The sequence below is a fragment of the Streptococcus sp. 21.1 genome (assembly GCF_016648635.1).
GTDB lineage: Bacteria > Bacillota > Bacilli > Lactobacillales > Streptococcaceae > Streptococcus.
Window position 1 is genome coordinate 142,818 of record NZ_JACLQL010000002.1, and the last position, 19,922, is coordinate 162,739.

Below are 19,922 nucleotides of genomic sequence, written 5' to 3' on the forward strand. Positions count from 1 at the left end.
TGCTCTTTTTTTGTTATAATGATAGGGATAGACTAGATAGAAAAGAAGTAAATAAACATGTCATTTAAAGATTTTAATTTTAAAACATTTATTCAGGAGGCTCTTGACGAGATTAAGTTTAAGGAGCCAACACCTGTTCAACAGAAGTTGATTCCAGTGGTTCGTTCAGGTCGTGATTTAGTGGGTGAATCAAAGACGGGTTCAGGGAAAACACATACCTTCCTCTTGCCAATTTTTGAGAAACTGAATCCAAAGAGTGGCGATGTTCAGGTTGTTATTACAGCACCATCACGTGAATTGGCGACACAAATTTACCAAGCGACAAAACAAATTGCCAAACACTCTGAGACTGAAATTCGTGTGGTCAACTATGTGGGTGGTACAGACAAGCAACGTCAGATTGAGAAACTAAAGGTAGCACAACCTCATATTGTTATCGGGACACCAGGGCGTATTTATGACCTGGTTAAGTCTGGTGACCTGGCTATTCACAAGGCCCATACCTTTGTTGTTGACGAAGCTGATATGACCATGGATATGGGATTCTTAGATACTGTAGACAAGATTGCGGCAAGTCTGCCTAAGGAAGTTCAAATTTTGGTCTTTTCAGCAACCATTCCTCAAAAATTGCAACCATTCTTGAAGAAGTATTTGACCAATCCAGTCATGGAACAAATCAAAACTTCAACAGTTATTGCGGATACCATTGATAACTGGTTGGTATCTACCAAGGGTCGCAACAAGAATGAGCAGATTCTTGAGATGCTTAAGGGCATGCAGCCATATTTGGCAATGATTTTCGTCAATACCAAGGAACGTGCTGACGATTTGCATAGCTACCTAGTGTCAAATGGTCTTAAGGTTGCCAAAATTCACGGCGGTATTCCGCCACGTGAACGTAAGCGTATCATGAATCAAGTCAAGAAGCTTGATTTTGAGTACATTGTAGCGACGGACCTTGCGGCGCGTGGGATTGACATTGAAGGGGTTAGCCATGTAATCAATGATGCCATCCCTCAAGACTTGTCCTTCTTTGTTCACCGTGTAGGACGTACTGGACGTAATGGCTTGTCAGGAACAGCCATCACCCTCTATCAACCAAGCGACGACTCAGATATTCGTGAGCTTGAAAAGATGGGGATTACCTTTGAACCTAAAGTCTATAAGGACGGCGAGTTTCAAGATACCTATGACCGCGACCGTCGTGCCAATCGTGAAAAAGCCTATCAAAAACTTGATACGGAAATGATTGGTTTGGTTAAGAAGAAAAAGAAAAAAATCAAGCCTGGCTACAAGAAGAAAATTCAGTGGAAAGTTGACGAAAAACGCAAACGTGAGCGTCGTACAGCTAACCGTGCTAAGGGACGTGCTGAACGTAAAGCTAAGAAGCAGAGTTTCTAAACATTGGATTCTAGGTGAAAGCAAATTTTAATTTAAAAATTCAAGAGGTTGAAACCAAAGTGTTTCAGCTTTTTTGATTATTATCAAACTTTTTGGAAAGTCTCAGTATATGCTGGAAAAATAAATAAGTATTTCTTAAAAACTGAAACTATGACAGATTTTAAATAGTTTTATCACAGCTATTTTTAAGAAGCTTTCCGTTTAAAGTAAAATAATTTGTAAGTTTGAGGTAACTAGTTGAATCAACTCTCAAAAATCCAGTAGTGACATAAATGTCACTACTTTTTTGTTGGCTTTCTACCTATAATAAAATCATACCTTTTGAGAAAAGGGTAGAACAAAATATTTTAAAGGAGGTTGTTTTAATGACAACACAAATCATTAACAATTTTAACTCACTTAATTCCGAAGATCTTTCTACTGTTAAGGGGGGAGCATGTAGTTTTTGGGGAGCTACAGCTGCCGTAGGTGTCGGGGCTGTTGGAGGAGCCGTTAAAGGTGGTATTCAAACAGGTACTTGGCAAGGTGCAGCCTTAAAGGGTATTGGTTATGGTATTAAAGGTGGGATTACTTATGGCCTTACTTGTCGTTATTAGGCGATTACTGGGTCAATTTTTTGGCCAAATAGTACTTGCCCTCCTAATTTATGGGCTTATATTCTTTGCTTGGCAACACTTTAGAGGAGAAATTTTCTCAATTGTGTGCATCTATGTCAGTATATCCCTAGCAGATGACGTCTATCATCTGGCAGAAGAATATGTTAAAAAGAAAGTTAACTAGGAATACCTTCCTGTTTGAAAAATAGTTAAAGGCTTGGCAGATTGATTGTCAAGTTTTTTTATAGCAAAAGTGCTACAATAGGAGTCATGAAAGACACGATTCGAATTCTTCATATTAATGATTTACACTCTCATTTTGAACAGTATCCACAACTCAAGCGAGCTGTGGATGATTTGAGTCAGACGGATAGGGAGTTGATTAAGGTAGATCTTGGGGATAATGTGGATAAGTCCCATCCCCTATCTGATGCGACAGCTGGGCGTTTTAATGTAGCCCTGATGAATGAGCTGGGGATAGACTATGCGACTATTGGAAATAACGAGGGGATTGGTCTGGCTAAGGATGAGCTAGACTATCTTTATGAGCAAGCCAAGTTTCAGCCAATTATAGGAAATCTCAAGGATAAGGGGCGACAGCCTGAATGGGCCAAGCCCTATCTTATCCATAAAACTAAAGCAGGTACAAACATGGCTTTCTTGGCCTATACCTTCCCATATTACATCACCTATGCTCCTAACGGTTGGCAGGTGTTAGAGCCTATGGCTCGGTTGGAAGAGGATTTGGCTCGCCCTGAGGTAAAGGATGCAGACATAGTCGTCGTTCTTAGTCATCTAGGTGTTCGTTATGATGAGCAGATTGCAGAGAATTATCCGAAGGTAAACCTTGTCATCGGGAGCCACACGCATCACCTTTTTGAAGAGGGAAAATTAGTCAATGAAACCTATTTGGCGGCTGCAGATAGGTATGGTTATTATATCGGCTGTATTGATCTTACTGTGGAAAATGAACAATTGATAGAGTGTCAGATTGAGGCTATCCCCACCAATTCCTATATCTTGGATTTAGACAAGGAGGACGAAACCTTTATCAAGGCAATGCGTGAGGAAGGCCATCGTCGTTTAGCTCAGAAAAAAGTAGCTAATCTAGGTCGAGAACTAGATTTTGATGAGACCTGTCAATTGGTTTTACAAGCTGTTTGTCAGGAGACCGATAGCCAGTTAACGCTTTTAAATACAGGTCTTATCATGAAAACGCTGGGTCCACAAGTGACCATGGCAGACCTTCAAGAAGCCCTTCCCCATCAGATGCGGATGGCACGTCTAGTCGTGACAGGACAAGAACTCAAGGAAATCTGTCGTGAAGTTTTTACCAAGGCTGAACTCCTTAAAAACCAAGCTATTAAAGGTATGGGATTTAGAGGGAAGACATTTGGTGAAGTAATCACGGGGAATTTTGCTTACAAAAACGGTAATTTGTTGTATAATAGAAGGGTTGTAGATTCCAATGAGAAGTTTAGTTTAGTCCTTGTGGACCAGTACTACTTTGCTTCTTACTTCCCTACAATCAAGGAAAAGGAGGTCACTCTTCTTTTTCCGGATTTGTTAAGGGAACTTGTGGCCAAGTATTTAGGAAAAAATGGTGCCAATTGGGATAAGATATAGAGACATTATTACAGCATCAGGGTAGAAAATAAGAGAGAGCAGAAAGGATGGCACATGCGTAAAGAAATCTTGCCAGAAATGTTTAATTATAATAAATATCCAGGGCCAGACTTTGTGTATGTGGCTGACCTTCTGAAATCAGATGCCTGTCAGTTTACGGTTCTTGAAAATCACAAGGATGCTTTAGATGCTACCCGCTTTGGGCAACGTTTTTCTGAAATCATGCTCAAGTATGATTATATTGTTGGGGACTGGTCTAATGACCAGCTTCGCCTTAAGGGATTTTACGAGGACGAGCGCCCTAATACGCGTAAGACAGACCGCATTAGCCGATTGTCAGAGTATTTACGTGAATACTGTGCCTTTGGTTGTGCCTACTTTATTTTGAAAAATGAAGAGCCACAGTTAATCGTCTTTGAAGAGGAGACTGAGCCTCGTCGCAAGCGCCGTCGTTCTAATAATCGTCGTCATTCTTCTCAGGAATCTAGAGATAGAGAGCACAATGCTTCTCAAAAGAATAAGGGGCAAAAAGCTTCTGCTAAGCAAAAGCCAGACAAGTCCAAACGAAGAGATAGGGATCAAGAGGGCCCAAACTTTGAGAAAATCAAGCGTCGTCCTAAGTTTAAATCTAGATCCGAGGACGGTGGCCGTGAGCGTAAGTCTAACTTCAAGAAGAGTCAGAAGCAAGCTCCAAAATCTAAAGGTCAAAACACCCCATCGAAGAAACAAAGCCAGACCAAGTCAGATGGTCAGCATTTTACAATCAGAAAAAAAGGAAATTAAACTATGTCAGAAGTAACAACACAAGCAAAACCAGAACGCCGTAAACGTCAGAAGTTAGAGGATATGGAAGGCTACAAACCTTCTATTTATGGTCTTACTCGTGATGAGTTGATCGACTGGGCTATGGAACACGGTGAAAAGAAATTCCGTGCGACTCAAATTTGGGATTGGCTCTACAAGAAGCGTGTGCAGTCTTTCGAAGAAATGACCAACATTTCTAAAGATTTCATTGCCAAGTTGAATGAGAATTTCTGCGTAAACCCATTGAAACAACGTATCGTTCAAGAATCTAAAGATGGTACAGTTAAGTATCTTTTTGAATTGCCAGATGGTATGTTGATTGAGACTGTTTTGATGCGTCAACACTACGGTTTGTCTGTCTGTGTGACAACTCAGGTTGGATGTAACATCGGTTGTACTTTCTGTGCCAGTGGTTTGATTAAGAAACAACGTGACTTGACTGCTGGTGAGATTGTGGCACAAATCATGTTGGTACAAAAATATTTTGATGACCGTGGCGATGGTGAACGTGTCAGCCACGTGGTTGTTATGGGTATCGGTGAGCCATTTGATAACTATGACAATGTGCTTCGTTTCTTGCGTACTATTAACAATGACAATGGTCTTGCTATTGGAGCGCGTCACATTACAGTGTCAACATCTGGTTTGGCACCAAAAATTAAGGAATTTGCTAACGAAGGTGTTCAAGTTAACCTTGCCGTATCACTTCACGCGCCTAACAATGACCTTCGTTCAAGCATCATGCGTATTAACCGCTCATTCCCACTTGAAAAACTCTTTGAAGCGATCGAGTATTACATCCAGACAACCAACCGTCGTGTAACTTTTGAGTACATCATGCTTAATGAGGTCAATGACCACCCTGAAAACGCTCAAGAGTTGGCTGATTTGACTAAGAAAATCCGTAAGTTGTCATACATCAACTTGATTCCATATAACCCAGTATCAGAGCACGACCAATATAGTCGTTCAACCAAGGAACGTGTGGCGGCCTTCTACGATGTGCTCAAGAAAAACGGGGTTAACTGTGTCGTTCGTCAAGAACACGGTACAGATATCGATGCTGCTTGTGGACAATTGCGTTCAAACACCATGAAACGTGACCGTCAAAAGGCTGTAGCAGAAGCTTCTGGTAAATCAGAAGGTAAGTAAGATGTTTCAGCTTAAGACTTGGGTAGATAAGGACGGAGAATTAACACCAAAAGGAAGAAAGCTAAGCCAAGTTTTGGTCTGTGCTTATCTCCTTTGTTTAGTGCTCCTATGTTGGACACCCCAGTACGGGCTAGTTGAAGGTGTTGAAACCCCTGGTATTCAACATTTTGGTCGTGTAGTGGTCCTATTGACCCCATTCAATAGTTTGACTAACTTTTATCAGTTGGATAGTCTTAAAGAGATTGTCTTTGTGCTTGGGCAAAATGTGACCAACATTTTCTTGCTGAGTCCGCTGATTTTAGGACTTTTAGCCTTGTACCCCAGATTCAGGTCTTGGCAAAAGGTCCTTTTAGCCACGTTTATCATGTCTTTGACGATTGAGCTTGGACAAGTCATTCTAGACCTTCTCATTGATGCTAATCGTGTCTTTGAGTTAGATGATTTATGGACCAATACTTTGGGAGGTTTGGTGGCACTAGGTGTCTACCGCCTCCTTGTAAAACTGATTCAAACGCATTTTAAAGAGTAAAAAACCTGGGAGCTTACGCGTCTCAGGTTTCACTTATTTTCTATCATACAAATACAACACATTCAAAAGAGGGAAAAATGAATAAACACTTTTGGAGAAACAATGAAACACTTAATGATGACAGTAGTCACCGTATTGACACTAGGAGCAACAATGCCAATGGTTAAAGCAGATGCTTATCAAAGTGGCCGTGATGCCGATATCATGCGAGAAAGAGGACAGGTTTGGAATTATTCTGAGTCTAAGATAGAGCCTCAATTAGCCAACTACAACACCGATGGTCGCTATCTCAGTGAGGCAACTAACTTTGAATTGTTCAATTTTGTCAGAGAGTATAAGACATCTGATGAAATCAGACGCATTTGGAACCCCAAGAAGGACGAATCAGTTATCCACGATAAGGATAGCTACTCTATTGACGATGGGCACAAGGTCTATAATTTTGACTCCTTTGCTTATCAATTGCCAGAGTCTACTGATTTTGGGAAATTGACTTATATTGGTTACTTTCAGTTAGAAGATGGTACAATTTATCGCTATTGGAAATAACCTTTTGTTAGAATTATAATCACTCGTTTGTAAGGATAGGGGGAATCACTTGTTTTTTAAAGAATCAATCATTGCAAAACTTTGGTGGTTTTTCAAGTTAGAAAAACGCCGGTATATTGTCGGGATTTTGGCACTGAGTCTGGTTTCGGTACTCAATCTGATTCCTCCTATGGTTATGGGGCGGGTCATTGATGCTATTACATCGGGAAAATTGACCAATCAGATCTTGCTTCTGAATCTCGTATATTTGCTTTTGGCAGCTCTGGGGATGTACTATTTGCGCTATGTTTGGCGCATGTATATCTTGGCGACTTCTTATCGCTTAGGCCAGATTATGCGTTCACGCCTTTTTGAGCATTTTACTAAGATGTCGCCTTCTTTTTATCAAAAGTACCGAACTGGGGACCTCATGGCCCATGCAACCAATGATATCAACTCTTTAACCCGCTTGGCTGGCGGGGGCGTCATGTCAGCCGTGGATGCCTCTATCACAGCCTTGGTAACCCTAATCACCATGTTTTTCAGCATTTCCTGGCAGATGACACTGGTGGCTGTCTTACCCCTCCCCTTCATGGCTTTTGCGACTAGTCGTTTAGGACGCAAGACCCATAAAGCTTTTGGAGAATCCCAGGCAGCCTTTTCAGAACTTAATAATAAGGTCCAAGAGTCGGTATCAGGTATCAAGGTAACCAAGTCTTTTGGCTATCAGGAGGCTGAGCTTCAGTCCTTCCAAGAGACCAATAAGATGACCTTTAAAAAGAATATGCATACCATGAAGTATGATAGCCTTTTTGATCCTTTGGTCTTACTCTTTGTTGGCTCATCCTATGTTTTGACCCTTCTTGTCGGTGCCTTTATGATTCAGGCTGGTCAGATAACGGTCGGAAATTTGGTAACCTTCATTACCTATTTGGACATGCTGGTTTGGCCTCTAATGGCCATTGGCTTCCTCTTTAATATCACACAGAGAGGAAATGTGTCCTACCAACGTATTGAAAATCTTCTGGAGCAGGAATCAGATGTTCAAGATCCTGCGCACCCTCTCCCAAGTATTGAAAATGGTCGCTTAGAATATGCGATTGACCGCTTTGCCTTTGAGGATGAGGATACTTTGAGAGATATTCATTTCACCTTGGACAAGGGGCAAACCCTTGGTTTGGTTGGACAGACTGGCTCAGGAAAGACGGCCCTTGTCAAGTTGCTCTTGCGGGAGCACGATGTTAATCAAGGAGCCATCTATTTGAATGGTCATAACATCCGAGATTATCGCCTATCAGACTTGCGTAGCTTGATGGGCTATGTTCCTCAAGACCAGTTTCTCTTTGCCAGCTCCATTTTAGACAATATCTGCTTTGGTAATCCGGATCTCTCCTTTGACAAGGTAGAAGAAGCGACTAAGTTAGCTCAAGTTTATGATGACATCAAGGATATGCCTGAAGGCTTTGAAACAATCATTGGTGAAAAGGGTGTCAGCCTATCAGGCGGTCAAAAACAACGTCTGGCCATGAGTCGGGCCATGATTTTGGATCCAGATATTTTGATTTTGGACGACTCCCTATCTGCGGTTGATGCCAAGACAGAATATGCTATTATTGACAATCTCAAACATACCCGCAAGGACAAGACAACTATCATTACCGCCCATCGTCTGAGTGCGGTGGTGCACGCTGACCTTATCTTAGTCATGCAGGATGGTCGTATCATTGAACGTGGCCGTCATGAGGATTTGCTAGCTCAGGGTGGTTGGTATGCCAAGACCTATGAGTCTCAACAGTTAGAAATGGAAGGAGGAGAAGAAGATGATGCCTAATCAAAACCAATGGTCTGTGTTTAAGCGTCTCTTGACCTATCTCAAGCCTTACAAATTCTTGACCTTTCTAGCTTTAGCCTTCCTCTTGTCCACAACGGTTATCAAGAGTATTATTCCCCTTGTGGCCTCTTATTTTATTGACCACTATCTTCATGATATGAATCAGGCGGCAAGTTTAATTCTGATTGGTTACTATGGTCTTTATCTTTTGCAGACACTAGTTCAGTATTTGGGAAATCTCTTTTTTGCGCGTGTGTCCTACAGCATTGTCAGGGATATTCGCCGAGATGCCTTTGCCAATATGGAGAAACTAGGCATGTCTTACTTTGACAAAACTCCAGCAGGCTCTATCGTTTCCCGCTTGACCAATGATACAGAGACTATTAGTGAGATGTTCTCAGGGATTCTGTCTAGCTTTATTTCGGCTATCTTTATATTTGTTACCACCCTTTACACCATGATGATCTTGGACATTCGTCTGACCGGGCTTATTGTGCTCTTTCTTCCTCTGATTGTTCTTTTGGTTAATCTCTACCGCAAAAAATCAGTGGTCATCATTGAAAAGACCAGAGCCTTGCTTTCAGATATAAATGCCAAACTGTCAGAGAGTATCGAAGGGATTCGCATCATTCAGGCCTTTAACCAAGAGAAACGCCTCAAAAAAGAGTTTGATGCCATTAATGAGGAACACCTGATTTACGCCAGCCGTTCCATGTCACTGGATTCTCTCTTTCTACGCCCAGCCATGAGTTTACTGAAGCTCCTGGGCTATGCTGTTCTCATGGCCTACTTTGGCTACCGAGGTATCTATTTGGGCATCACAGCGGGGACCATGTATGCCTTTATCCAGTACATTAACCGCCTCTTTGATCCCTTGATTGAAGTGACACAAAACTTCTCAACCTTGCAAACCTCGATGGTCTCAGCAGGTCGGGTCTTCGCCTTGATCGACGAGCGCACCTATGAACCTGAGCAGAGAGGCACAGATGCCAAGGTTACTGAGGGGAATATTCGCTTTGAAAATGTCTCCTTCTCCTATGATGGCAAGCACCAGATTTTAGATAGTATTTCCTTCTCTGTCAATAAAGGAGAAACCATCGCCTTTGTCGGTTCTACAGGTTCCGGAAAATCCTCTATTATCAATGTCTTTATGCGTTTCTATGAGTTCCAATCAGGACGAGTTCTTCTTGACGGTGTGGATATTCGCGATTATAGTCAGGCAGAGCTACGTAAGAACATTGGTCTTGTCCTTCAGGAACCCTTTCTCTATCATGGTACAATCAAATCCAATATTGCCATGTATCAAGATTTAACTGATGAAGAAATCAAAGCCGCTGCTGAGTTTGTGGATGCCAACCACTTTATCGACAAACTTCCAGAAGGTTATGAAGCTCCAGTTTCCGAACGAGGTTCAAGTTTTTCAACCGGTCAACGTCAGCTTCTAGCCTTTGCTAGGACCGTTGCTAGTCAGCCTAAAATCTTGATTTTGGATGAAGCGACAGCCAATATTGATTCGGAGACAGAGGCTATTGTCCAAAACTCTCTAGCAAAAATGCGTCAAGGACGTACAACCATTGCCATTGCCCACCGCCTATCGACTATCCAAGATGCCAACTGCATCTATGTCTTAGACAAGGGCCGCATCATCGAACACGGTAGCCACGAGGAACTCCTAGCCCTTGGTGGTACCTATCATAAGATGTACAGCCTACAAGCAGGTGCAATGGAAGGAGCGTAAGCTAATCTAGACCATAGATTTTATATTCGAAAAGATTTCTTAAAAATCAAAATCGAGTAGTGACATTTATGTCACTACTTTTTTGTTGGCCTACAACTTATAATAAAACCATAGCTTGAGAGAAAAAGCTAAAAAATAATATTTTAGGAGGTTGTTAGAATGACAACACAAACAATGAACAATTTTGAAACACTCGATCTCGAGGCACTTGCAAACGTTGAAGGTGGCGGATGGGTTAAGTGTTATGCCGGCACAATCGGATCTGCTCTAGTAGGATCAGCTGGAGGCCCAGTAGGTTACTGGGGAGGAGCTTTAGTTGGTTATGCCACATTCTGCTAATATTTAGGTGACCCTATGCTTAAAGATAAAAAAATGTATTTATTAGCCATTTTCCTTTTAGGATTTGGCATTGCTAACCTTTTTAGAAATTTAGATTTTGTACATCATATCATTAATTTGGTAGGGTTGGCATTAATCACTTATAGTTTGATTTTTAGTAAATGGGAGCGACTCAAAAAATAGGTGGATTCCTGTCAGTAATCATCTAGGAATTGGTAAGTTGTGTCAACTGAAAAATTATATTTATGGATATTGTTTTTCTGACATCAGCTAAAAGAAATCGGAAAAAAGTAGTGACATTTATGTCACTACTTTTTTGTGGCCTATCACCCTATAATAAAATCATAGCTTGAAAGAAAGAGCTAAAAATAGTTTAGGAGGTTGTTAGAATGATAAGGCAAACAAATAACACTTTTGAAACACTCGATCTCGAGGCACTTGCAAACGTTGAAGGTGGTGATGGATTATGTTTGATTTGAAAAGTTATATTTTAGGGATGGCTTTCATGGCTGTGATGAGTTTTTTAGATAAGCCTATTATGTCATTTCTTGAAAAACACAAAGTTACCAATTCCGCTAAAAAGAAATTCTAATTGAGATACCTTGTCAATTGCTAGTCTGTGAATAGCTTTGCACAGAAAGCTAAAAACACTTTAAGGAGAAAAGTATGTTCAAAAACTCAAAACCGTATTTACTGGCTACCATTCTCATAGGAATGGGCCTCGCTAATCTATTTAGAAGTTTGGATGCAGTCCATCATACCATTAATTTGCTAGGCCTAACCTTGCTTCTTTATAGTCTTCTTTTTAAAAAATGGGTACAGTTTAAAAAGTAACTTTTGGCCCCTTTGAACGTGAGGTCCTTGTAAATGCTTATTTTTGATGTTCCCGAAGTAAAATTATTCTTGCTAATGATAGCGGAGATTGTATTATATTTGATTGTTTTTCTTTGTAATAGAAAAGACAAAGATATGTATATTCGCTTATTTAAAGTATCTGTACTAATGACACTACTGTATTACATCTCCAGTAGAATTTAATCGCTAAGGACTTACTTGAGATCTTACAACAGTAGAATAAAATACAGAAAGGAATAGCGTTAAATGTAATAGCTTATTCAGTCTACAAGACTGACTGAGGTTATTCATAGCTTAATTGTTTTATCATGAAGTTAAAGAATATTAGTCCGAGAGTATTGCGATTTTTTAGGGTCGCTACTGCTATATTGGCAGTTTTCCTTATAAGTACCAGTATTTCTCTCTACAAAAGCAAGACTTCTCCAGAGATTTGGTTAGCAGTCGGAGCACTAGCTTTAGTAGTCATTTTTGTAAATGGGCTGCTCTACTGTATGCTTAAGAAGCGTTCCGATTCAGTAAATCCGTTAATAATATGGCAGTCCTTCATTGTCTTTCTGGTCATCTCATTTCTAGTGCTTTGTGTAGAGTTTTACACCTTACTAACATTCAGTGATACCACAGACCGCATAGTACTAGTCGTATTAATGCTTTTGTTAATTCTCTGTGATTTTCTAGCTTACTTGCAAGTCAAAAAATATTTTAAAAGATAGAAAATATAGTAACCATTTGTGACATTATTCAATTTACGTTGCATAAAGTGCATAAAAGCGCTATAATAAGAAAGTGATTAATGAAAAATGTGAAAATTAGAGTAGAATTTCTATGGCTTGAAAGAAGTTCTTCTATCGTATAGACAAAACTTACAGTGTCTGGGTTTTCAAAAATGTCATGAAAGGAGGATTACTATTGGAACAATCTGTTTTTTCTAGAAAATACATAATATTTATCCTACAAGTTATCTTGGCTGTCTGTATTCAATGTGTGATAACATTTTTCTGGCATCAAGAAAGAACATTTTTATTTTATATCTTGTCACTTTATGTTTCTTTATCGTTCTCTGATGATCTTAGTCAGCTGATTTTTAGAAATGAGAAGTGATGTATTTGTTTTAAGCAGCATGGAAAGTGACAGATTCGTGTCTTTAGCCATGCTAGATTCAGAATAATAGCCAATCATTCTTTAGATAACGCTCTAGTAGTTTATGTAAATGACTCTAGTAGAAAAGGAATTACCATGGTGATATTACAAAAAATTAGTTCTGCTGTGTTACGTTCTTTACGTGTCGTATCAGCAATCTTAGGAGTAGTCATTGGGAATATAGCTTTAAATCCTCTATCTAGTCAGCATCCAATCTGGATTTGGCTACCATTTAGGACCTATAGCTATTTTTTGGGACGCTGGCTTTTAAATGACTATCAGGGTGCTATACTAAAGATGTGATTGAAAAATTAGTTAAAAGAAATAAGGAGGTTTTCTTAATGACAGGACTTAAATGGTTTGCAGGAGGCAAAGAGAGACGAGAACAAGCAGTAGCTATCATCGATGAAGTAATTGAAACTATTGGAGATAAGCCAGATTATGCTGATTTGAAGCAGGTCCTGCACTCCTACCGAACGGAACTTGCAGACTCTCGTTCAGCCACTCCCTATATCTTAAGCAGGATGTCACTGGAAATATCCGAAGTGGTCAGAAAAGACCAGCTAACCTTGTCTCCCTTTATCGAGGAGCGAATGGCAGATTTGCGAAAATTGCTAGCGATTCGTTATGGCTATTGATGTCATTAGGGAGGATTTCTTGGTTTTAAGGTTGAGTTGTTCATTGAGAATTTGTCTTATTTCACTGTCTTGGCTACATCATTTGTTTAAATAACATTAAAATGAATCGTAAAAATTGAAGATTAAATCTTGTTTATTTCCACACAATAAAAAAATCCCATGGGAGTTCTCATCCTATGGGATTTTTTTGTGATAAAAAGCTAATAAGGCAATGTCATCTGACTTTGGCTTAGGTCCACGGTCAATTCATAGTCGCTATTGTCACGAATAGTGTGCTCAAAGTCTGTGGTATAGAGAACAAGTCGGAGTTTGTCGCCCTTGTTGAGTTTGTAGATGGTTGGTTGCAAATCCAAACCGATAGTCATCCATTCATTTGGAGTGACATTCTCAATGCTAAGGAGGTTCTTGCGATTTTGCAGGTTAAGGTGTCCTTTGGTAATGATACGGTATTTTGCCTGCTTGAATGGCAATTCACGTAAGGCTTCTTCCTTGAAGAGACGGCCGTTATCTAGATTCATGCGTTTGAGTGCGGGAATAGGTGCGAGATACTTCTTGTCACCCATTTCTAGAACTTGGGCCGAAATGAGACCACGGTTTGTATTAGACTTAACCTTGAGCTCTAGGTGGACACGACCATTAATCTGGATATCTTGGTCCAGTTCAAAGTCCAAGGTAATGGCATTGGCTTTGTCTGCAAAGAGGTAATCCTTGAAGCTTTGGTAAGCTTTACCGTATTTGGTGAAGGTTTCCTCTTCGTAATGGTTAGCGATGCTAGCTTCAGCCTGACCAAGCTGAATGTGTTTAGCATTCTCATGACCAAAGTTATCGAGAACCTCCCAGGTCTGCTCAGACTGGTTATTTTGCCAGATAACAGTAGGTAGTGTGTAGCCATTCTCCAAACCAAGGAGTTTCTGACAAATCAAGGCGTTCATGCTTTCTCGGAAGTCAATAGACTGCCAGGCATTCATGTAAACGTGGGCACCATTGTGGAAGAAGAGGTGTTTTTCAAGAGAGTATGGAAGAGCATTGAACATTTGATAGACGTTAATCGGTTTGACATTCCAATCCTGGCTACCATGTGTAAAGACAACAGTGGCTTTGACACGGTCTGCGAACTGCACATAGTTACGGTCATGCCAAAACTGGTTATAGTCTCCATGCTTACGATCAATAGCCGTACTTAGCTCCTTAAGGTAGGCCTCGTAGTCTTTTTGGTGGCGTAGGTATTCTCCAGCCAATAGGGCACGAGAGTAGGTGAATTCAGTCAAGGTATCGAGATCCTCACCAGGGTAGCCTCCAGGACTAACGAGGAGGCCGTTTTCACGGTAATAGTCGTACCAAGAAGAAATACCCGCTTCAGCAATAACCATTTCCAAACCTTCAACGCCAGTTGTAGCAAGGGCGTTGGACATGGTACCTAAGTATGAAAGTCCAGTAGTAGTCACCTTACCAGAAGCCCAATCAGCAGTGATTGTATGCTGTCTGCTACGGCTAGTAAAGGCGCGTGCACGACCATTGAGCCAGTCGATGACAGCTTTATAGGCCAGAATTTGTTGATAGTCTCCAGAGGTCATGAAACCTTCTGAGTTGAAGGTACCGACACCGGATACATAGATAGAGGCCACACCACGAGCTAACATGTAATCGTTAAGTGTGTAGGTATCTGTGTGAGCAAAACGCTCCTGAGTCTTTGTGACAGGATTGATAGGCGTAAGGTCTGCCTCTGGTACCTTGATTTCAGGTTGTTTAAGAGAGATTTTACCTGCTGGTTTGACGAGCAAGTCTCCCTCCATCTTGTGGGTGAGCTTATCTGAAGCAGGCTCATTAGTCCCTTGTTGATAAGGACTTGCGGTCATCATGGCTGGAACTGGGAAGTCCACATCAGGACGTAGGATAGTCACCTTGACCAAGTCTAACTGCCCGTCTTTATCAGTATCTACAGGTGTTTCGACATAAACCACTTCACGGTGAAGCTGATTAGTGTCAAATGTTGCTAAGCTCTTACCATTAAAGAAGACGTAGTCATTACTTACAGGGATTAAATCCTGAGCTACTAACTGATCAATTAAGGTATTGCCAGACTGTGTGCGTGTCGCCAACAATTGATGCAGGTTGTTAAGACTACCATCAAAAGTGATTGGAAAGGCCATTTTCTCTAGGAAAGCAGCACTGTCTGTAAAGTCCACATTAGGGACAAAGCCTAGCAGTTGAAGGGCTACCAAGCCAAAGACTTCAGCAGTCAAAGGACCATCTGATTGGAAGAAGGTTAGGAGGTCAGTCTCTGAATCAGCAATCCAATTTTTCAAAGCCAAATCAGTATCTTCAAAGAAAAGGAAGGACTTGCGAACAAAGGCTTCAAAATTGGCCTTGGAACTAGCATCTAGAGAGACTTCAAAGCCCAAAGAACGGAGTTCCTGACAAGCTATTTCAGGACTAACTGGGATGTAACTAAACTGATTAAATTTCATATTCAAAAACCTCAAAAATAATACGTAAACATTTCAGAAATATCTTTACATCAGACATTATACTTGATAAAATGATAGATGTCTAAATTATTGTAAAATCGAAAGGAAATAAAGAGACAAATGAATGATTTTCTAAAAGAAGCGTTCACCAGTGAATGGGTTTTGAAATACCTCACTGAGTTTATCGCGACTGCTTTTCTTGTAGCCCTTGGTAATGGTGCCGTTGCCAACGTTGAGCTTAAGGGAACAAAAGGTAACAAATCTGGTTGGATTGTAATCGCCTTTGGTTATGGTTTTGGTGTTATGATGCCAGCCCTTATGTTTGGTGATGTTTCTGGTAACCACATCAACCCTGCCTTCACACTTGGACTTGCTGCATCTGGCTTGTTCTCATGGGTAGGTGTTCCTGGATACCTTATTGCACAACTTCTTGGTGCCTTTGTAGGTCAAGCTATCGTGGTTTGGGTTCACCAACCTTACTATGTACAAACTGAGAATCCAAACAATATTCTTGGTACCTTCTCAACGATTTCAGCAGTTGACACTCATGATGACACACCAGAAAATCGTAACCGTGCTCTCCTTAACGGTTTTGTTAACGAGTTCGCTGGTTCATTCCTTCTCTTCTTTGGTGCCCTTGCTTTGACGAATAACTACTTTGGTCACAAGCTTGCTCAACAAGCTCTTGCTGTTGGTTACACTAAAGAAATGGTTGACGGACAATTCCACGGAGCTCTTGAAACAGCTCACATCGGTGTTGGTTTCTTGGTTTGTGCCTTGGTTCTTTCATTTGGTGGACCTACAGGACCAGCCCTTAACCCAGCCCGTGACTTGATGCCACGTCTTCTTCACCACATCTTGCCAACATCAGTTCTTGGTGAGCACAAAGGTGATTCTAAATGGTGGTATGCATGGGTTCCAGTTGTGGCGCCAATCCTTGCAGGACTTTTGGGAGTATACTTGTTCAAAGCCCTCTATCTTTAATCAATAATAAAAAATCTGAAGCCAATGCTTCAGATTTTTTTATGCTTAAAATTTTGAACGTAACAAAAAAACTGAGAAAGCATTCTCAGTTACATAGGAGTAGTCATAACCAGAATTGTAGCACCTAAGGTGTAAAGGTTCCACAAAACATGAAGTGTGATACTTGTAGATAAGTTCTCTCTTTTTTGGTAGACCATAGAGAGGGCCAAACCCATTCCGATATAAAGGAGGAGATGGGCAAGATTGGTAGGCATGTGGAAGAGACAAAAGAGACCGGTACTCACTAAAACAGCAACTGTCGAATAAGGAGACAACCAAGTGAAAATCCACTTACGAAAGAGCAGTTCTTGTAAGAAGGCTGTAGTCATCATACCAATCGCTACTGGTAGGATAGGCGTTGTCGTAAGGGTTCTTTGAAGTTCTGCATGGTAGTTGGTGTGAGTCAGTAGCATAAGATTGCTCCCAATAACTCCCATCAGAAAAATAAGCACAAAGCCCCAGATAATAGCTTTAGTATCCTTTCGGTCTAGTCTAAAGTGAGTAATCAAACCTTCATTTTTAGCCCAAAGATAGGTAATATAAAAAATAATGAGATTGACAGCGATAATTCCCCAGCTTTCAAGGCTAGTGAAGGTCAACCCAGTCTGATTGTTATATGACGTTGTCATACCTAAAGCCAGGTTTGGGATAGCTATCATCAGCAGTAAAAAGAATCCCTGATAGGTATGTCTAAACGCCAAATGATTGACGAGAGTTTTCATAGTCTCTATTATACTCTAAAATGAGGAAATAGCTAGTCCTAAGGTAAATATAATATAATGATTTTCATAATTTATGTGAAAGAATGTGAAAAAATTACAATCCTGTTTTTTCTTAGGAAAATCCTTGTCACACAGGCTCTTTTCGGATAAAATAGAAAAGAATGGAGGTTGTCATGACGCAATCAGGGAATTTTAAGTTTCACACACCAATCTTTCGTGTGAATAACAGACAAGAAAATATTGATTTTTACAAAAATACATTAGGATTTAAGCTTTTGACTGAGGAAAATGCCCTTGCGGTCTTCACAGATTGGACAGACCGTAACTCACTTTTTGTGATTGAGGAGTCACCGGCTTACCGTTGCCGTGCGGTTGAAGGCCCTAAGAAAATTAATAAAGTGGTTATCAAGGTTTCAGATCCACTTGAGATTGAGTACCTTTTGGCGCGTGATGATCACCAAGCCAAGGCTATTTTCCAAGGGGAAAAAGGGTATGCTTTTGAAACAATCTCACCTGAGAATGGTCTTATTTTGATGCATGCCGAAGATGACTTGTCTACTCTCAAGACAGTCGAGTACGCAGATGTTGAAGAAGAAGAAGATTTCAAAGGAGTGTCAGACTTTACGGTTGAGTCTTTGACCTTGAACGTTGTTGATACAGCTCAAGCAGCTTTCTTTTACGACAATCTTTTTGGCGAAGAATTGCCTTTGTCTATCCACTTTGAGAAAGCAGAAGGTCCTGACCTCCAAGTGAGTCCAGACCAGACTTGGGATTTGGAAATTCTAGAATTTAAGGTAGCTGAAGACTACGACTTGGTTGCCTTGCATGAGAAACTTGAAAAGGAACAGTTCTCAAGTTATCTAGATACTAAAGAAAGCCTACTCGCACTGACTGATATGAGTAATATTGAGGTTTGGCTAACAAAATAATGACTAATTTTAAACAAACATTGTCAACAATTACAGACTACATCAAGGCTGACATCTTTCCAGGTGCCAGCCTTGCACTTTATGACGGACAAGATTGGCAGGAGCATTATCTAGGAACCCAGGATGGAAATATTCCGGTAGTTCCAGGACTGACCTATGATCTAGCTAGTGTTTCCAAGGTGGTGGGAGTTGGGACTCTCTGTCTTTTTTACTTGCAGGCGGGAAAATTGGACTTGGACGAGAAACTATCGACCTATTATCCTGCAGTAGTGAATAAGACGCTAACCCTTCGTCAGCTTCTTTCTCATAGTAGCGGCATTGATCCTTTTATTCCAAACCGTGATGAGTTAGACCAAGCTGGCTTGATTGCTGCTATAAATGCCATCAAAGTTAAGTCTGATAAACATTTCTTGTATACCGATATTAACTTTATTCTCCTGGGCTTGATGCTTGAGAAATTATCTGGACAAAGACTGAACAGGCTCTTTGACAGCGAAATTTTTCAACCGTTTGGTATGTCTGAAACACGGTTTGGGCCAGTTGAGGTTGCTGTTCCAACTGTTGAGGGAATTCCGGGAGGAACTGTTCACGATCCCAAGGCTCGAGTGCTCAAAGACCATACAGGGTCAGCAGGTCTCTTTTCAACCTTAAAGGACTTGGAAATCTTTGTTGACCATTATTTGACGGATGATTTTGCTAAAAATCTGACGCAGAATATCAGCCAATCCAATAAGGAACGTAGTGTCGCTTGGGACCTCCAAGGCGATTGGATTCTTCATACTGGTTATACAGGTACCTTTGTGCTTATCAATATCCCAGCTCAACGTGCAGCTATTTTCCTCAGTAATCGTACTTACTACAAGGATGAGAGAGCTCAATGGATTAAAGACAGAGATGTTTTAATTGAGATAATGAAGAAGGAGCTGATTCGTGAAACGGTCGAGTAGACATTCTAAGGAAAGCAAACTTGTCCCTTGGTTTTTGAGTCTCCTCTTTTGTGTGCTTAACGGGAGTAGTCTCTTTGTCTGTGGTATGTTTTTTGGGGTGATGGTCGACTTGTTGGCATTTGATAAAGATTCCTTCTATTTAGGTGTTCTTGTATTTTCTTGTATAGTAGTCCCTATAATCGCTTCTTCTTATATCTTGATAAGAGAGATACTATACAAATTGATTCATTGCCTTAGTTATCGTGCCCAACCTGATTTGAAAGTCATTCGTATGAGGAGAGGATTTGATATTCACTTTCCTGTATTTGAAAAGTACAGTCAGGACTATAAGTTACTCTACAAGAAGCGTTCCAAGAAGCTTCAAATAGGGTATTTGCTTATATGTTTAGGATACTTTAGTGGACTTAGCCTTATAATGATTACCTTTACAGTTCTATTGAGAGGACTGTTTGAGCTCCTAGAACTAGAATCAAAACTGTCATCTTCTGAATATAAACAATTTCTTGGTTTTTTGGTCTGCATGGGAGTGTTTGTCCTTCTTTTTAAAGGGCAGAAATACTGGAAAAAGATCGTAGAGACATTAAAGAAAAGAGAATATGTATCAGTTCTTGCTGTCGAGCATGGCTATCCTATATCTGCGACAAAAGAAGAAGCTTAAG

General features: G+C 40.5%; 20 protein-coding genes. 18 read left to right on the forward strand and 2 right to left on the reverse strand.

Going from position 1 to position 19,922, the window contains the following annotated elements; translation table 11 throughout:
• The first annotated feature begins 57 nt into the window (after window positions 1–57).
• The 14 genes from H7U01_RS02510 (at window position 58) to H7U01_RS02570 (ending at window position 13,174) form a co-directional block, all read left to right on the forward strand.
• Window positions 58–1,401: a DEAD/DEAH box helicase gene (locus H7U01_RS02510; RefSeq protein WP_201041071.1), complete on the forward strand. Its 1,344-nt coding sequence runs from the start codon at window positions 58–60 to the stop codon at window positions 1,399–1,401.
• A gap of 365 nt (window positions 1,402–1,766) precedes the next feature.
• Window positions 1,767–1,997: a Blp family class II bacteriocin gene (locus H7U01_RS02515; protein WP_013991130.1), complete on the forward strand. Its 231-nt coding sequence runs from the start codon at window positions 1,767–1,769 to the stop codon at window positions 1,995–1,997.
• A gap of 270 nt (window positions 1,998–2,267) precedes the next feature.
• The gene (locus tag H7U01_RS02520) at window positions 2,268–3,623 is read left to right on the forward strand and encodes a bifunctional metallophosphatase/5'-nucleotidase (RefSeq protein ID WP_201041072.1); all 1,356 of its coding nucleotides are present in this window, start codon (window positions 2,268–2,270) and stop codon (window positions 3,621–3,623) included.
• Window positions 3,624–3,677: 54 nt separating this feature from the next.
• Window positions 3,678–4,406: a YutD family protein gene (locus tag H7U01_RS02525; RefSeq protein WP_002891743.1), complete on the forward strand. Its 729-nt coding sequence runs from the start codon at window positions 3,678–3,680 to the stop codon at window positions 4,404–4,406.
• A gap of 63 nt (window positions 4,407–4,469) precedes the next feature.
• The gene (gene rlmN, locus H7U01_RS02530; RefSeq protein ID WP_096832658.1) at window positions 4,470–5,579 is read left to right on the forward strand and encodes a 23S rRNA (adenine(2503)-C(2))-methyltransferase RlmN; all 1,110 of its coding nucleotides are present in this window, start codon (window positions 4,470–4,472) and stop codon (window positions 5,577–5,579) included.
• Between the two features lies 1 nt (window position 5,580).
• Window positions 5,581–6,108 (forward strand): VanZ family protein, encoded by a 528-nt coding sequence (locus tag H7U01_RS02535; RefSeq protein WP_201041073.1) that lies wholly within the window; start codon window positions 5,581–5,583, stop codon window positions 6,106–6,108.
• Between the two features lie 102 nt (window positions 6,109–6,210).
• Window positions 6,211–6,657, forward strand: a complete 447-nt coding sequence (locus tag H7U01_RS02540) for a hypothetical protein (RefSeq protein ID WP_227826983.1) — start codon at window positions 6,211–6,213, stop codon at window positions 6,655–6,657.
• Between the two features lie 49 nt (window positions 6,658–6,706).
• Entirely contained in the window at window positions 6,707–8,467 is a 1,761-nt protein-coding gene (locus H7U01_RS02545; protein WP_201041074.1) for an ABC transporter ATP-binding protein, read from the forward strand.
• Window positions 8,457–10,205: an ABC transporter ATP-binding protein gene (locus H7U01_RS02550; protein WP_002891739.1), complete on the forward strand. Its 1,749-nt coding sequence runs from the start codon at window positions 8,457–8,459 to the stop codon at window positions 10,203–10,205. Before H7U01_RS02545 ends, H7U01_RS02550 begins: the two co-directional genes overlap by 11 nt.
• Window positions 10,206–10,364: 159 nt before the next feature.
• Window positions 10,365–10,544: a Blp family class II bacteriocin gene (locus H7U01_RS02555; RefSeq protein ID WP_002891738.1), complete on the forward strand. Its 180-nt coding sequence runs from the start codon at window positions 10,365–10,367 to the stop codon at window positions 10,542–10,544.
• Window positions 10,545–10,559: 15 nt separating this feature from the next.
• Complete coding sequence (locus tag H7U01_RS02560) at window positions 10,560–10,727, forward strand: hypothetical protein (RefSeq protein ID WP_002891737.1); 168 nt, start codon at window positions 10,560–10,562, stop codon at window positions 10,725–10,727.
• 206 nt (window positions 10,728–10,933) lie between these two features.
• Window positions 10,934–11,023, forward strand: coding sequence for a ComC/BlpC family leader-containing pheromone/bacteriocin (locus H7U01_RS02565; protein ID WP_141760019.1), 90 nt, complete (start codon window positions 10,934–10,936; stop codon window positions 11,021–11,023).
• A gap of 684 nt (window positions 11,024–11,707) precedes the next feature.
• On the forward strand, window positions 11,708–12,109 hold the full coding sequence (locus H7U01_RS10050; protein ID WP_002891731.1) for a hypothetical protein: 402 nt from the start codon (window positions 11,708–11,710) through the stop codon (window positions 12,107–12,109).
• Window positions 12,110–12,877: 768 nt separating this feature from the next.
• Window positions 12,878–13,174 carry a bacteriocin immunity protein gene (locus H7U01_RS02570; RefSeq protein ID WP_021143666.1) on the forward strand — a complete coding sequence of 99 codons (297 nt, stop codon included), beginning with the start codon at window positions 12,878–12,880 and terminating at the stop codon, window positions 13,172–13,174.
• Window positions 13,175–13,374: 200 nt separating this feature from the next.
• On the opposite strand, the gene H7U01_RS02575 is transcribed toward H7U01_RS02570, so the two are convergent.
• Window positions 13,375–15,642, reverse strand: a complete 2,268-nt coding sequence (locus tag H7U01_RS02575; RefSeq protein ID WP_037599122.1) for a Xaa-Pro dipeptidyl-peptidase — start codon at window positions 15,640–15,642, stop codon at window positions 13,375–13,377.
• 120 nt (window positions 15,643–15,762) lie between these two features.
• Here H7U01_RS02575 and gla point away from each other — a divergent pair, with 120 nt between their 5' ends.
• Window positions 15,763–16,626, forward strand: coding sequence for an aquaglyceroporin Gla (gene gla / locus H7U01_RS02580; RefSeq protein WP_037599123.1), 864 nt, complete (start codon window positions 15,763–15,765; stop codon window positions 16,624–16,626).
• A gap of 89 nt (window positions 16,627–16,715) precedes the next feature.
• On the opposite strand, the gene H7U01_RS02585 is transcribed toward gla, so the two are convergent.
• On the reverse strand, window positions 16,716–17,387 hold the full coding sequence (locus tag H7U01_RS02585; RefSeq protein WP_081374029.1) for a CPBP family intramembrane glutamic endopeptidase: 672 nt from the start codon (window positions 17,385–17,387) through the stop codon (window positions 16,716–16,718).
• Between the two features lie 173 nt (window positions 17,388–17,560).
• Here H7U01_RS02585 and H7U01_RS02590 point away from each other — a divergent pair, with 173 nt between their 5' ends.
• Genes H7U01_RS02590 through H7U01_RS02600 form a run of 3 tightly spaced genes read left to right on the forward strand, consistent with a single transcriptional unit; the run spans window position 17,561 to window position 19,921 of the window.
• Window positions 17,561–18,316, forward strand: a complete 756-nt coding sequence (locus tag H7U01_RS02590; RefSeq protein ID WP_201041075.1) for a CppA family protein — start codon at window positions 17,561–17,563, stop codon at window positions 18,314–18,316.
• Window positions 18,316–19,263, forward strand: coding sequence for a serine hydrolase domain-containing protein (locus H7U01_RS02595; protein WP_201041076.1), 948 nt, complete (start codon window positions 18,316–18,318; stop codon window positions 19,261–19,263). The genes H7U01_RS02590 and H7U01_RS02595 overlap by 1 nt, the downstream gene beginning before the upstream one ends.
• Entirely contained in the window at window positions 19,247–19,921 is a 675-nt protein-coding gene (locus H7U01_RS02600) for a hypothetical protein (RefSeq protein ID WP_037599125.1), read from the forward strand. Before H7U01_RS02595 ends, H7U01_RS02600 begins: the two co-directional genes overlap by 17 nt.
• Window position 19,922 lies beyond the last annotated feature (1 nt).

Coding starts and splice junctions, on each gene's coding strand:
- H7U01_RS02585 (WP_081374029.1), bottom strand. CDS start 17,387: ATGAAAACTCTCGTCAATCATTTGGCGTTTAGACATACCTATCAGGGA.
- H7U01_RS02520 (WP_201041072.1), top strand. CDS start 2,268: ATGAAAGACACGATTCGAATTCTTCATATTAATGATTTACACTCTCAT.
- H7U01_RS02570 (WP_021143666.1), top strand. CDS start 12,878: ATGACAGGACTTAAATGGTTTGCAGGAGGCAAAGAGAGACGAGAACAA.
- H7U01_RS02560 (WP_002891737.1), top strand. CDS start 10,560: ATGCTTAAAGATAAAAAAATGTATTTATTAGCCATTTTCCTTTTAGGA.
- H7U01_RS10050 (WP_002891731.1), top strand. CDS start 11,708: ATGAAGTTAAAGAATATTAGTCCGAGAGTATTGCGATTTTTTAGGGTC.
- H7U01_RS02595 (WP_201041076.1), top strand. CDS start 18,316: ATGACTAATTTTAAACAAACATTGTCAACAATTACAGACTACATCAAG.
- H7U01_RS02515 (WP_013991130.1), top strand. CDS start 1,767: ATGACAACACAAATCATTAACAATTTTAACTCACTTAATTCCGAAGAT.
- rlmN (WP_096832658.1), top strand. CDS start 4,470: ATGGAAGGCTACAAACCTTCTATTTATGGTCTTACTCGTGATGAGTTG.
- H7U01_RS02510 (WP_201041071.1), top strand. CDS start 58: ATGTCATTTAAAGATTTTAATTTTAAAACATTTATTCAGGAGGCTCTT.
- H7U01_RS02540 (WP_227826983.1), top strand. CDS start 6,211: ATGAAACACTTAATGATGACAGTAGTCACCGTATTGACACTAGGAGCA.
- H7U01_RS02590 (WP_201041075.1), top strand. CDS start 17,561: ATGACGCAATCAGGGAATTTTAAGTTTCACACACCAATCTTTCGTGTG.
- H7U01_RS02575 (WP_037599122.1), bottom strand. CDS start 15,642: ATGAAATTTAATCAGTTTAGTTACATCCCAGTTAGTCCTGAAATAGCT.
- H7U01_RS02555 (WP_002891738.1), top strand. CDS start 10,365: ATGACAACACAAACAATGAACAATTTTGAAACACTCGATCTCGAGGCA.
- H7U01_RS02525 (WP_002891743.1), top strand. CDS start 3,678: ATGCGTAAAGAAATCTTGCCAGAAATGTTTAATTATAATAAATATCCA.
- H7U01_RS02550 (WP_002891739.1), top strand. CDS start 8,457: ATGATGCCTAATCAAAACCAATGGTCTGTGTTTAAGCGTCTCTTGACC.
- H7U01_RS02535 (WP_201041073.1), top strand. CDS start 5,581: ATGTTTCAGCTTAAGACTTGGGTAGATAAGGACGGAGAATTAACACCA.
- H7U01_RS02565 (WP_141760019.1), top strand. CDS start 10,934: ATGATAAGGCAAACAAATAACACTTTTGAAACACTCGATCTCGAGGCA.
- gla (WP_037599123.1), top strand. CDS start 15,763: ATGAATGATTTTCTAAAAGAAGCGTTCACCAGTGAATGGGTTTTGAAA.